The sequence below is a fragment of the Streptomyces sp. IBSNAI002 genome, assembly GCF_052244475.1.
Taxonomy (GTDB): domain Bacteria; phylum Actinomycetota; class Actinomycetes; order Streptomycetales; family Streptomycetaceae; genus Streptomyces.
On the sequence record NZ_JBQPXG010000002.1, the window covers coordinates 4713592 to 4726490 of the forward strand.

Below are 12899 nucleotides of genomic sequence, written 5' to 3' on the forward strand. Positions count from 1 at the left end.
CGTGGCGCGGTCAGGCCGGGTAGGGCAGCAGCCCCGCGTCCACGGCCTCCCAGGCCGAGCGCAGCTCCGCCAGCCGGGCCGGCTCCACCGCGGCCTTGTCCGCCTGCTCGCGGACGTCGCCCGCCAGGTCGAACAGCTGGTCCCTGCCCGCCTTGCCGCGGTAGTACTTCCAGGGGCCGCGGCGCAGCGCCCGCTCCCCGCGGACCCGCCAGAACAGGTCCCGCTCGGCGGGCCTCTCGCCGCGCAGCAGGTACCCGGCCAGGCTCACCCCGTCCAGCGGGTACGCCGGGTGCGGCCGCGTCCCGGCCACCTCCAGCAGCGTCGCCGTCCAGTCCGGGCTGAACACCGGGACGCGGCTGACCTGCCCGCCGTCCAGGCGCGCGGGCCAGCGCACGATGTTCGGCACCCGGATCCCGCCCTCCTGGAGGGAGGCCTTGTTGCCCGACAGCGGCCAGTTGTACGAGAAGCGCTCGCCGCCGTTGTCACTGGAGAACACCACCAGGGTGTCGTCCTCCTGGCCGGAGCGCTTCAGCGCCTTCAGCACCTCGCCGACCGACCGGTCCAGGTCCTCGACCATCTGCCGGTACTTGTCGAGCGAGCCGCCGTCCTGGTGCCACAGCGCGCGGCCGTCGCCGGCCTTGATCCGGCGGACGATCCCGGCGCTCTCCTCCGTGTCCCCCTCGGCGATCCACGGCCAGTGCGGGGTGGTGAAGTTCAGGTTCAGCAGCCACGGCCGGCCGTGGTGGTCCCGGGAGACGTACTCGACGGCCCGCTCGGTGATGATCCGGGTGTAGTAGCGCAGGTCCCGGTAGGTGGCGTCGCCCTCGTAGAGGTCGTACTCGCCGCCCAGGCCGAGCTTGGAGTAATACTCCAGCGCCCCGCCGAAGTTGCCGAAGAACTCCTGCCAGCCGGACTTCGTCGGACCGTAGTCCGGCAGGTAGCCCGCGTGCCACTTGCCGATCAGCGCGGTGGAGTAGCCGGAGTCCCGTAGCAGCGAGGCCAGCGTCGGATGGGTGGGCTCCAGGCCCACCGACTTGTCGGCGATCGGCTCGGCCAGCCCGCCCTCGGTACGGGCCGGGTAGCGGCCGGTGTACAGGCTGAACCGGGTCGGCGAGCAGGTCGCGGAGCCCGCGTACGCGTCGGTGAACCGGACGCCCTGGCGGGCCAGCCGGTCCAGGTTCGGGGTCTTGATGTGCGGGGATCCGTACGAGGACAGGTCCGCCCAGCCCAGGTCGTCGCCCAGGACGAACAGGATGTTGGGCCGCCGGGACCGCCGCCCGCGCGCGGCGCGGAACTCCCGTTCGTGCGCGCCTTCGACGGCCTGGGCAGGGGCGGCGGCGCCCAGTCCCACCGCCGCCGCGGCGGCGGTCACGCCGACCGCTCCGCCGAAGGCACGCCGGGACAGCTGGGGTTCGTACGAGGTCACAGGTACTCCAAGGCACGGCCCGGCGCCCGGCAGCGCAGGGCATACCGGGGCGAGGCGGGCGAAAAAAAGGGAAAGGAATTGCGGCGTGTGACTACGCAGAACAGCGACAGATGGCGCTCGCGACACGGACCAGGTCCACGTGCCGGCGCTCGACGAGGGTGACGGTGCGGTCACCGAGAGGCTGCATGGGCCGAGAGCCTGTACGAATGTCCATACAGCTGTCAACAAAGGAATCCGGATACCGAGACGCAGCAGCCCCGTCACCCTCTGTGCTGTGACATTTCCCGGGCATCCCGAATTCGGACCAGTGGTCGACCTCGCCTACACTCAGGGTGTGCCTCGTGGTGATGGACGACTCAACCACGACCTGCTCCCCGGAGAAAAGGGCCCCCAGGACGCTTGCGGCGTCTTCGGTGTCTGGGCTCCGGGCGAAGAGGTCGCCAAGCTCACCTACTTCGGACTGTATGCACTGCAGCACCGCGGACAAGAGTCCGCGGGAATCGCTGTGAGCAACGGTTCCCAGATCCTCGTCTTCAAGGACATGGGCCTCGTTTCCCAGGTCTTCGACGAAACCTCTCTCGGCTCGCTCCAAGGTCATATCGCGGTCGGTCACGCCCGCTACTCGACCACCGGAGCCTCCGTCTGGGAGAACGCGCAGCCCACCTTCCGCGCGACCGCCCACGGCTCCATTGCCCTGGGTCACAACGGCAACCTGGTGAACACCGCCGAGCTCGCCGAGATGGTCGCCGACCTCCCCCGTCAGGACGGCCGCGCCACCCAGGTGGCGGCCACCAACGACACCGACCTGGTCACCGCCCTGCTCGCGGGGCAGACCGACGAGGACGGCAAGCCCCTGACGATCGAGGAGTCGGCCACCAAGGTCCTCCCGAAGGTCAAGGGCGCCTTCTCCCTCGTCTTCATGGACGAGGGAACCCTCTACACCGCCCGTGACCCGCAGGGCATCCGCCCGCTGGTCCTCGGCCGCCTGGAGCGCGGCTGGGTGGTCGCGAGCGAGACCGCCGCCCTCGACATCTGCGGCGCCAGCTTCGTCCGCGAGGTCGAGCCGGGCGAGCTCATCGCGATCGACGAGAACGGTCTGCGCACCTCCCGATTCGCGGAAGCGAAGCCCAAGGGCTGTGTCTTCGAGTACGTCTACCTGGCGCGCCCGGACACCGATATCGCGGGCCGGAACGTCTACCTCTCGCGTGTCGAGATGGGCCGGCGCCTGGCCAAGGAAGCCCCGGTCGACGCCGACCTGGTCATAGCGACCCCGGAGTCGGGCACGCCCGCCGCCGTCGGGTACGCGGAGGCCAGCGGCATTCCGTACGGCTCCGGCCTGGTCAAGAACGCCTACGTCGGCCGGACCTTCATCCAGCCCTCGCAGACGATCCGCCAGCTCGGCATCCGCCTGAAGCTCAACCCCCTCAAGGAAGTCATCCGGGGCAAGCGCCTGGTGGTCGTCGACGACTCGATCGTCCGCGGCAACACCCAGCGCGCCCTGGTCAAGATGCTCCGCGAGGCCGGCGCGGCGGAGGTCCACATCCGGATCTCCTCGCCGCCGGTGAAGTGGCCGTGCTTCTTCGGCATCGACTTCGCCACCCGGGCCGAGCTGATCGCCAACGGCATGACGGTCGAGGAGATCGCCACGTCGCTGGGCGCGGACTCGCTCTCGTACATCTCGCTCGACGCGATGATCGAGGCGACGACCATCCAGAAGCCCAACCTCTGCCGTGCCTGCTTCGACGGCGAGTACCCGATGGAGCTGCCCGACCCGCAGCTCCTGGGCAAGCAGCTCCTGGAGACCGAGCTCGCGGGCGGCACGGACGCCGCCGACGCGCTCCGTCGCCCGTAGCGTCCCCCGGACCCCGTCCGGGGGACCCCAGGCTCAACCTGCGCCGGGTCCTGTCTTTGAGGCTTCTCCCAGGGCCCGGCACCACACGCAGTAACGACACGAAAGCTCTCTCCTGTCATGACAGAGAAGACCACCGGTGCCAGCTACGCAGCCGCAGGCGTGGACATCGAAGCGGGAGACCGCGCCGTCGAGCTGATGAAGGAGTGGGTGAAGAAGACGCAGCGCCCCGAGGTCCTCGGCGGCCTCGGCGGCTTCGCCGGCCTCTTCGACGCCTCCGCCCTCAAGCGCTACGAGCGTCCGCTGCTCGCCTCCGCCACCGACGGCGTCGGCACCAAGGTCGACATCGCCCGTCAGCTCGGTGTGTACGACACCATCGGCCACGACCTGGTCGCGATGGTCATGGACGACATCGTCGTCTGCGGCGCCGAGCCGCTCTTCATGACCGACTACATCTGTGTCGGCAAGGTGCACCCCGAGCGTGTCGCGGCCATCGTCAAGGGCATCGCCGAGGGCTGTGTCCTCGCCGGCTGCGCCCTGGTCGGCGGCGAGACCGCCGAACACCCGGGCCTGCTGGGCCCGGACGACTTCGACGTGGCGGGCGCCGGCACGGGTGTCGTCGAGTACGACCGGCTGCTCGGCCAAGATCGCATCCGTACGGGTGACGCCGTCATCGCGATGGCTTCGTCCGGCCTTCACTCGAACGGGTACTCGCTGGTCCGGCACGTCCTCTTCGACCGGGCCGGGATGTCCCTGGAGCAGGAGATCGAGGAGCTCGGCCGCACGCTCGGCGAGGAGCTCCTGGAACCCACCAAGATCTACTCGCTGGACTGCCTGGCCCTCACCCGGACGGCCGAGGTGCACGCCTTCTCGCACATCACCGGCGGCGGCCTGGCCGCGAACCTGGCCCGGGTCATCCCGGACCACCTGCACGCCACGGTCGACCGTTCGACCTGGGCCCCGGGCGCGATCTTCGACCTGGTCGGCAAGGCCGGGCAGGTCGAGCAGCTGGAGCTGGAGAAGACGCTGAACATGGGCGTCGGCATGATGGCGGTCGTGCCCGCCGAGTCGGTGGACGTGGCCCTGACCGCGCTGGCCGACCGGGGCGTCGACTCCTGGGTCGCCGGTGAGATCGTCGAGCGCGGCGAGCACACCGAGGGCTCGACCCTGACCGGGTCCTACGCGAGCTGAGCAGCACTGAAACCCGGCCCGGGGCGATGCCCTGGACCGGGTTTCAGTCTTTGACCCTGTTGTGCAGACGCTCTCGAGAAAGCGTCAAGCGCCGCGACGCTGTGCCGACGGACCGGACTCTTCGTCCTCGTCGTCGTCATCGCTGTTGTAGAGATCCGCGTACTTGGCGTACGGGTCGTCGTCGTCCAGATCGTCATCGACTTCGACCGGCTCGCTGATCTGCAGCGGCTCTGTCGGCGATGCGCCCAGCTCATTGGCCAGACGCGAGAGGTCAGTCCCGCCGCTGTTGTACTTCAGCTGGCGGGCGACCTTTGTCTGCTTGGCCTTGGCCCGGCCGCGCCCCATGGCTCGACCCCCTCGGTGACGGGGCTCGACGGCCCCAGAGTCTGACACGCGTTCATGGTTCGGAGCGGGCTCTCCGTGGAGAGACCGTCCGTAGGGGTTTAACGGTACCTGCTTCCGCGGCCATACGGTACGCCGCCCGCATGACGCGCCCCGGTGCAGTACCAACGAGGCGCCCCGTCCTCGCTGGTCACCGCGATTTTAACGCTTTCCTGGCCCGCGACCCGCCGAAGTGCAGTGAGTTCCGTCTCCCCGCACCCCGGCGGGCGCGTCCGGATGCCCCGAGAGGGGCCGGCGGCTAGCGCGCGGAGCGGGCGTCCGCCATCCGCTGCTCGGCGATCCGGTCGGCCGCGGCGGCCGGCGGGATGCCATCCGCCTTCGCGCGAGCAAAGATCTCCAGGGTGGTGTCGAAGATCTTCGCGGCCTTGGCCTTGCAGCGGTCGAAGTCGAAGCCGACCAGCTCGTCGGCGACCTGGATCACGCCGCCCGCGTTGACCACGTAGTCCGGGGCGTAGAGGATCCCGCGGTCCTGCAGGTCCTTCTCGATGCCGGGGTGGGCGAGCTGGTTGTTGGCCGCGCCGCAGACGATCCCGGCGGTGAGGGCCGGCACGGTCTCGTCGTCCAGCGCGCCGCCGAGCGCGCAGGGGGCGTAGATGTCCAGGCCCTCGACGCGGATCAGCGCGTCCGTGTCGGCGACCGCGGTGACCTTGCCCGGGTGCTTGTCGAGGATCCGGCGCACCGACTCCTCGCGCACGTCCGTGATCACGACCTCGGCGCCGTCCTGCAGCAGGTGCTCGACCAGGTAGTGGCCGACCTTGCCGACGCCGGCCACGCCGACCTTGCGGCCGCGCAGGGTCGGGTCGCCCCACAGGTGCTGGGCGCTGGCGCGCATGCCCTGGAAGACACCGAACGCGGTGAGCACCGAGGAGTCGCCCGCGCCGCCGTTCTCGGGGGAGCGGCCGGTCGCCCAGCGGGTCTCGCGGGCCACGACGTCCATGTCCGCGACGTACGTGCCGACGTCGCACGCGGTGACGTAGCGGCCGCCGAGGGACTCCACGAACCGGCCGTAGGCCAGCAGCAGTTCCTCGCTCTTGAGGACGTCGGGGTCACCGATGATCACGGCCTTGCCGCCGCCGAGGTCGAGACCGGCGAGGGCGTTCTTGTACGACATGCCGCGCGAGAGGTTCAGCGCGTCGAGGACGGCCTCCTCGTCCGAGGCGTACGCGTGGAAGCGCGTGCCACCGAGGGCCGGGCCCAGTGCGGTGGAGTGGATCGCGATGACGGCCTTCAGGCCGGTGGCTCGGTCCTGGCACAGCACGACTTGCTCGTGGCCGCCCTGCTCCGTACGGAACAGGGTGTGCAGGACGCCGTCGGTCATTTCGGTCACGGTGGTGACTCCCATGGAAGAGATGCGGCGCGGAAAAGACGCCCGCCCTGCGGGTGGGGGAGGGCGTGCTGGGAGCAGCGTAAGACCTGCGGGGGGCGTCGGGGCCGCCTGTCCGAGGATCGGAACACTCCCGTGTCACTGGCGTGCCGGAGGTAGCGGAGCCGCAAAAAGGGGAGTACGAGAGCGTGAGCGAATCTCCCGATCCCCTGCTGCCCTCCGCGCGCTCGGCGCCGGCCGTCCCGTACGCCTCCTACCTGCGGGTCTACGAGCCCCTGGTGGCCTTTCCGGAGCCGGAGCGGGCGCACTGGGCCGACTACGCCCGGCGCGGGACGGCCCCGACGGCCCAGGACGAACTGCGCCGGTCGCTCTCCGACTTGGTGCGGGTCCCCGTGGTGGGGGTGCCGGCCCACGAGAGCGCGGACGCGTTCACCGCCGAGGTCGACGGGGTGCTGCTGGTCTGCCCCTGGCGCACCCGGCTCCGCGGCTGGCTGGCGCTGGAGGAGCTGGTCGAGTGGTTCCCGCTGCCGGTGCTGGACGCGGCGCTGCCGCCGCCGGTGCGCCGGCGGGCGGCCGAGGAGTACGAGCGCTGGCGCGAGCGGAACCCGGACGCCCGCCCGTGGATCCGTACGGGGGTGTGGCAGGTCCCGCTGCGCTGGTTCGTGCTGGTGGCGGATCAGGAGCGGGACTACGTCCCGGGCGAGCGGCTGCGCTACCGGACGCCGATGGTGCAGGCGCGGCGGCGGCTGGCGCGCGCCCTGCGGACGCTGCGGTCGGGGGAGGGGTACGGGATGCTCGCCGACGGCCTGGTGGAGGTCGGGAGCTGGCTGGAGGAGTTCCACCCGCGGTCGATGGTCGAGCTGGACTACGGCGGGCTGCTGCACGCGCTGCCGGCGGACCGGCTGGCGGCGGACCGCTCGGCGGGTGACCTCGCGGAGGGGATCGCGGCCTTGCGGGCGGGTGACGAGGAAGGGGCGGCCGAGGTCTACGAGGAGCTGGCGGAACGCTGGAGGGCGGTCCGGGAGAGACTGTTCGCGAATTAGTTTCCGGGGCCGGCCGGGCCCGGATCCGGCTCCGATAGCACCCGTACGTACCCCCGCGTATCGGTCTTTCGGCCATAAGTGGCTGATCAGGGGCTTGATCATCGCTTTAGGGACGTTGTACCAGGACCTACGTCCCGATACGGGCCATTGGCCCAAGCGTGACGGACCGCACTAACCACACCCTTGCGCCCTTCCCCTACCCTCGTGCCAAAATAGGACAAGGAGTCCGGGGAGGGTTCCTTCCGTCCAACTAAGGGCGGAATGCTCGGCATTGCGCTCTACGGGGGGTCTGACGACTCCTGATCGCTCTGTGACTGATCGTCACAGTGGGGTGACTGTCCGTTATGGGGCGGTCCATCGGCTTCCGCCGCTGATGAACACCTCGGAGGGCAATTCCGTCGGTTTGGCCCTTGGGGCTGGACGGATGGTGTAGTTGTAGTGCCGAGGACAAGCCGTTCGTCCTATAACCGACTCGGCCCGCGTATGTCCATTTCGGGCAACGCGGGCCAAGGTGCAGAATTTAGAGGAAAGAACCGAGATGGTTCGGTTCTCCCGAGGAGGCCGCTCATGACCGCTCGCACCCCTGATGCCGAGCCGCTGCTGACCCCGGCTGAGGTTGCCACGATGTTTCGCGTGGACCCGAAGACGGTCACCCGCTGGGCCAAGGCTGGCAAGCTCACGTCCATCCGCACCCTGGGTGGACACCGCCGTTATCGCGAGGCCGAGGTTCGCGCACTGCTCGCGGGAATTCCGCAGCAGCGCAGCGAGGCCTGAGGTCGCGCAAGCACCCCTGCTTTAACGGGTTTCCATCGGGTCCCCCAATCCGATGAAACCCACATGGCTTGATACGGCTGAGCCTGCCCCAACAGGTTCATAAGTCGTCGATCGCGCTGGACTCCGCCGGGTCCAGCGCGATCTTTTTATGCCCTGGTCGGGGCGGTATCGGGCTGGTGTGCGGATGCCGGCGAGGTGGGTGCCATTGCACATATTAAATCGAGCACGTGTATGGGTGCGATAAAAGTACACATCTCAAAAACTCATGCGGTGACTCCCGTCACAGATGATCACTCTTGTATTCACGGGAATGCACCCCGTAGGGGGGCGCCGGCTACGGAGCGCGTCACGCGAACGGGGGATTCTGGCGGTGAGGGGGCCTGAGCGGGGCCTGAGCAGGGCCGCAGCGCGGCGAACCGGGCCCCCCGGGCCCGGGTGGGCCCGGGCGGGGCAGGCTGGGCCTGGGCGGGGCGTAGCGGCCGTCAGGGCCGCCCTGGAGGCCGGAACGGGCGCGGGAGGGTCGCGAAGGGCGTCAGCGGACGCGTGGCGGCCCCGCGGCGGGCCGCGGGAGCCCCGGAAGTGCCCGTGCGTCCCAGCAGCGCCCGAAGGTGACCAAGGGGGCTCAGCCGGGTGGCCCAGGCGCCCAAGGCGGATTCGCCCGCCAACGCGTCAGGGCCCGTATCCCCTGGAGGATACGGGCCCTGACGTTTCTGCGAACCTGACGGGACTTGAACCCGCGACCTCCACCTTGACAGGGTGGCGAGCTAACCAACTGCTCCACAGGTCCTTGATTTGCGGCCGCTCGGCGGCTGCGAATCAGACTGTACCGCAGCTCAGGGGGTGCAGTCGAACCGGATCACGCGGCAGGTCACGGAGCCGCCGCGTCCACCGCCTTCACGATCCGCTTGTCGGAGATCGGGTAGGCCGTCCCGAGGGCGTGCGCGAAGTAGCTGACGCGCAGTTCCTCGATCATCCAGCGGATGTCGGTGACCGCCGCGGGCACGGGCCGGCCCTTGGGCAACTGCTCCAGCAGCCAGGCGTACTCGTCCTGCATCTCGTGCACCTTCTCCATGCGCGTGGTGTCGCGCTGGACGCCCGTGGGCATCTGCTGGAGCCGCCGGTCCACCGCCACCAGGTAGCGCATCAGGTCCGGCAGCCTGCGCAGCCCGGTGAGCGTCACGAAGCCGGCCGGCATGAGGGCCGCCAGCTGCGTCTTCACGTCCTGGAGGTTGGCGACGAGCGCGAGGCTGCCGGTGGCCTTCAGGCGGCGTTCGCAGGCCTGCCAGGCGGCCAGCACCTGCTGCACCTGCTCGACGGTGCGCACCGTCGTGTCCACCAGGTCGGCGCGGACGGCCTCGTAGAGCTTGCGGAAGCCCGCCTCGTCCCAGGCGGGGCCGCCGTGGGCGGCGATCAGCCGGTCCGTCGCGGCGGTCGCGCAGTCGTCGAACAGCACCTGGATGGAGCCGTGCGGGTTCCTGGACAGGGCCAGCTTCTGCTGGTTGGTCAGGTGGTCCGAGGCGAACTTCGCCGGGTTCACGGGGATGTTCAGCAGGATCAGCCGCCGGGTGCCCAGCCACATCGCCTGCTGTTGCTCGGCCTCGGTGTCGAAGAGCCGTACGGAGACGGTCGAGCCCTGGTCCACCAGCGCCGGATACGCCTTCACCGGCTGGCCGGCCCGACGGGTCTCGAAGACCTTGGTCAGCGTCCCGATGGTCCAGTCCGTCAGCCCGGTGCGCTCCACGGACTCCCCGCCCGCCCGCTCGGCGGTGGCCGCGGCGGCCTTGGAGAGGGCCTGGCGGGCCTTCGGCTTCAGCCGTAGCCGCAGGGTCTCCAGGTCCTTGTCCTCGGCGAGGTTCTTGCGGCGCTCGTCGACGATCCGGAAGGTGATCTTCAGGTGGTCCGGGATCCGGCTCAGGTCGAAGTCCTCGGCCGAGACCGGGACGCCCACCATCCGCTGGAGTTCGCGGGCGAGGGTGACCGGCAGCGGCTCCTGGAGGGGCACCGCCGTGTCCAGGAAGCGGCCGGCGAAGTTCGGCGCCGGGACGTAGTGCCGGCGGATCGGCTTCGGCAGCGAGCGGATCAGCTCGGTGACGACCTCCTCCCGCAGGCCCGGGATCTGCCAGTCGAAGCCCTCGTCGGTGACCTGGTTCAGCACCTGGAGCGGGATGTGCACGGTCACGCCGTCCGCGTCCGCGCCCGGCTCGAACTGGTAGGTCACCCGGAACTTCAGCTGCCCCTGCCGCCAGGAGTCCGGGTAGTCGGCCTTGGTGACCCCGGCCGCCTTCTCGGTCAGCAGCATCTCCCGCTCGAAGTCGAGGAGTTCGGGCTCCTCGCGCTTCTTGTGCTTCCACCAGGAGTCGAAGTGGGCCCCGGAGACCACGTGCTCGGGGATCTTCTGGTCGTAGAAGTCGAAGAGGGTCTCGTCGTCCACCACGATGTCGCGGCGCCGGGCGCGGTTCTCCAGCTCCTCCACCTCGGTGAGGAGCTTGCGGTTGTCCGCGTAGAACTTGTGGTGCGTGCGCCAGTCGCCCTCGACCAGGGCGTTGCGGATGAACAGTTCGCGCGAGACCGCGGGGTCGATCCGGCCGTAGTTGATCTTTCGCTGGGCCACGATCGGCACGCCGTACAGCGTGACCTTCTCGTAGGCCATCACGGCGGCCTGGTCCTTCTCCCAGTGCGGCTCGCTGTAGGTGCGCTTGATCAGGTGCTGGGCGAGGGGCTCGACCCACTCGGGCTCCACCTTGGCGTTGACCCGGGCCCACAGCCGCGAGGTCTCCACCAGCTCCGCCGACATCAGGAACTTCGGCTGCTTCTTGAAGAGCGCCGAGCCCGGGAAGATCGCGAACTTGGCGGACCGGGCCCCCAGGTACTCGTTCTTGTCGGTGTCCTTGAGCCCGATGTGCGAGAGCAGGCCGGCCAGCAGCGAGATGTGGATGCTCGTCTCGGGCGCGTCGGCCTCGTTGACGTGGATCCCCATCGTCTTGGCGACCGTGCGCAGCTGCGAGTAGATGTCCTGCCACTCGCGGATCCGCAGGAAGTTCAGGTACTCCTGCTTGCACATCCGGCGGAAGGAGGACGAGCCGCGCTCCTTCTGCTGTTCGCGCACGTAGCGCCACATGTTGAGGAACGAGAGGAAGTCGCTGGTCTCGTCCTTGAAGCGGGCGTGGTTCTGGTCGGCCTGGGTCTGCTTGTCCGAGGGCCGCTCGCGCGGATCCTGGATCGAAAGGGCCGCCGCGATGACCATGACCTCGCGGACGCAGTTGTTCTTGTCCGCCTCCACGACCATGCGGGCCAGCCGGGGGTCCACGGGCAGCTGGGAGAGCTGGCGCCCCATCTGCGTGAGCCGCTTCTTCGGGTCCTTCTCCGCCGGGTCGAGCGCCCCGAGCTCCTGGAGCAGCTGCACGCCGTCGCGGATGTTGCGGTGGTCCGGCGGGTCGATGAAGGGGAACTTCTCGATCTCGCCCAGCCCGGCGGCGGTCATCTGGAGGATGACGGAGGCCAGGTTGGTGCGCAGGATCTCCGCGTCCGTGAACTCCGGGCGGCCGTTGAAGTCGTCCTCGGAGTAGAGCCGGATGCAGATGCCGTCACTGGTGCGGCCGCAGCGGCCCTTGCGCTGGTTGGCGCTGGCCTGCGAGATCCGCTCGATGGGCAGGCGCTGGACCTTGGTGCGGTGGCTGTAGCGGGAGATCCGGGCGGTCCCGGGGTCGATCACGTACTTGATGCCCGGGACGGTGAGGGAGGTCTCGGCGACGTTCGTCGCGAGGACGATCCGGCGGCCGGTGTGCTGCTGGAAGACCCGGTGCTGCTCGGCGTGCGAGAGCCGCGCGTACAGGGGGAGCACCTCGGTGAAGCGCAGATTCCGTTTGTTCAGCGCGTCGGCGGTGTCGCGGATCTCGCGCTCTCCGGAGAGGAAGACCAGGATGTCGCCGGCGCCCTCGGACTGGAGCTCGTCCACGGCCTCGCAGATCGCGGTGATCTGGTCCCGGTCGCTCTCCTCGGAGTCCTCCTCCAGGAGCGGCCGGTAGCGGACCTCCACCGGATACGTCCGACCGCTGACCTCGACGATCGGCGCGTCCCCGAAGTGCCGGGAGAACCGCTCCGGGTCGATGGTGGCGGAGGTGATGATCACCTTGAGGTCGGGGCGCTTGGGCAGCAGCGTGGCCAGGTAGCCGAGCAGGAAGTCGATGTTGAGCGACCGCTCGTGCGCCTCGTCGATGATGATCGTGTCGTACGCGCGCAGCTCGCGGTCCGTCTGGATCTCGGCGAGCAGGATGCCGTCCGTCATCAGCTTCACGAAGGTCGCGTCCTGGTCCACCTGGTCGGTGAAGCGGACCTTCCAGCCGACCGTCTGGCCGATCTCGGACTTCAGTTCCTCGGCGATGCGTTCCGCGACCGTGCGGGCGGCGATCCGGCGGGGCTGGGTGTGCCCGATCATGCCCCGGACCCCGCGGCCCAGCTCCATGCAGATCTTGGGGATCTGCGTGGTCTTGCCGGAGCCGGTCTCGCCCGCGACGATCACGACCTGGTGGTCGCGTATCGCCTCGGCGATCTCGTCCTTCTTCTGGCTGACGGGCAGGTTCTCGGGATAGGTGACCTCGGGCATCCGCGAGGCACGGCCGGCCAGCCGCCCGGCGGCCTTCGAGGCCTCCGCGGCGATCTCGTCGAGCACGGCCTGCCTGGCCTCGGGCTTGCGGATTCGGCGGGCGCCCTCGAGGCGGCGGCCAAGGCGGTGCGCGTCGCGGAGGGAGATCTCACCGAGAAGCGTCTGCAGGGCGGCGAAGGAAGTAGACATACCTGGTCGAGGATCTCACCCGGGGCCGCCGGGTGGCGAACGCATTTGTGGGGCGGACCCGTACCATTTCGGGACGAGTCCCCCGGCCGAACGAGTGA

9 protein-coding genes and 1 tRNA gene are annotated in these 12899 nt (G+C 69.5%); 4 read left to right on the forward strand and 6 right to left on the reverse strand.

All coding sequences use genetic code 11. The features are described 5' to 3' along the window. Window positions 1-10: 10 nt before the first annotated feature. Complete coding sequence (locus tag ACTVZO_RS22865; RefSeq protein ID WP_443300170.1) at window positions 11-1426, reverse strand: sulfatase-like hydrolase/transferase; 1416 nt, start codon at window positions 1424-1426, stop codon at window positions 11-13. Between the two features lie 91 nt (window positions 1427-1517). Beyond that, a complete protein-coding gene (locus ACTVZO_RS22870) occupies window positions 1518-1718 on the reverse strand; it encodes a putative leader peptide (RefSeq protein ID WP_443303244.1) in 201 nt (66 codons plus the stop codon). Window positions 1719-1760: 42 nt separating this feature from the next. Here ACTVZO_RS22870 and purF point away from each other — a divergent pair, with 42 nt between their 5' ends. Both purF and purM read left to right on the forward strand, forming a co-directional pair. Further along, window positions 1761-3278 (forward strand): amidophosphoribosyltransferase, encoded by a 1518-nt coding sequence (purF, locus tag ACTVZO_RS22875; protein ID WP_443300171.1) that lies wholly within the window; start codon window positions 1761-1763, stop codon window positions 3276-3278. A 117-nt stretch (window positions 3279-3395) separates the two neighbouring features. After that, entirely contained in the window at window positions 3396-4466 is a 1071-nt protein-coding gene (gene purM, locus ACTVZO_RS22880) for a phosphoribosylformylglycinamidine cyclo-ligase (protein ID WP_443300172.1), read from the forward strand. A gap of 84 nt (window positions 4467-4550) precedes the next feature. On the opposite strand, the gene ACTVZO_RS22885 is transcribed toward purM, so the two are convergent. Beyond that, the gene (locus ACTVZO_RS22885) at window positions 4551-4811 is read right to left on the reverse strand and encodes a DUF3073 domain-containing protein (RefSeq protein WP_069921195.1); all 261 of its coding nucleotides are present in this window, start codon (window positions 4809-4811) and stop codon (window positions 4551-4553) included. A 295-nt stretch (window positions 4812-5106) separates the two neighbouring features. Continuing rightward, window positions 5107-6210: a Leu/Phe/Val dehydrogenase gene (locus tag ACTVZO_RS22890; RefSeq protein WP_443300173.1), complete on the reverse strand. Its 1104-nt coding sequence runs from the start codon at window positions 6208-6210 to the stop codon at window positions 5107-5109. A gap of 170 nt (window positions 6211-6380) precedes the next feature. On the opposite strand from ACTVZO_RS22890, the gene ACTVZO_RS22895 reads away from it, so the two are divergent. Together ACTVZO_RS22895 and bldC are read left to right on the forward strand one after the other, a co-directional pair. Next, a complete protein-coding gene (locus tag ACTVZO_RS22895) occupies window positions 6381-7235 on the forward strand; it encodes a hypothetical protein (protein ID WP_443300174.1) in 855 nt (284 codons plus the stop codon). A 567-nt stretch (window positions 7236-7802) separates the two neighbouring features. Beyond that, window positions 7803-8009, forward strand: a complete 207-nt coding sequence (bldC, locus tag ACTVZO_RS22900) for a developmental transcriptional regulator BldC (RefSeq protein WP_003949541.1) — start codon at window positions 7803-7805, stop codon at window positions 8007-8009. Window positions 8010-8722: 713 nt separating this feature from the next. Here the strand turns inward: bldC and ACTVZO_RS22905 are convergent. Together ACTVZO_RS22905 and hrpA are read right to left on the reverse strand one after the other, a co-directional pair. Further along, window positions 8723-8796 (reverse strand) — tRNA-Asp (locus tag ACTVZO_RS22905). Window positions 8797-8877: 81 nt separating this feature from the next. Further along, entirely contained in the window at window positions 8878-12801 is a 3924-nt protein-coding gene (gene hrpA, locus ACTVZO_RS22910; protein WP_443300175.1) for an ATP-dependent RNA helicase HrpA, read from the reverse strand. Between the last annotated feature and the right edge of the window lie 98 nt (window positions 12802-12899).

Excerpts from the sequence above, each read along its gene's own strand:
- hrpA (WP_443300175.1), bottom strand. The coding sequence starts at position 12,801 with ATGTCTACTTCCTTCGCCGCCCTGCAGACGCTTCTCGGTGAGATCTCC.
- ACTVZO_RS22870 (WP_443303244.1), bottom strand. The coding sequence starts at position 1,718 with ATGCCCGGGAAATGTCACAGCACAGAGGGTGACGGGGCTGCTGCGTCT.
- ACTVZO_RS22890 (WP_443300173.1), bottom strand. The coding sequence starts at position 6,210 with ATGGGAGTCACCACCGTGACCGAAATGACCGACGGCGTCCTGCACACC.
- bldC (WP_003949541.1), top strand. The coding sequence starts at position 7,803 with ATGACCGCTCGCACCCCTGATGCCGAGCCGCTGCTGACCCCGGCTGAG.
- ACTVZO_RS22885 (WP_069921195.1), bottom strand. The coding sequence starts at position 4,811 with ATGGGGCGCGGCCGGGCCAAGGCCAAGCAGACAAAGGTCGCCCGCCAG.
- purM (WP_443300172.1), top strand. The coding sequence starts at position 3,396 with ATGACAGAGAAGACCACCGGTGCCAGCTACGCAGCCGCAGGCGTGGAC.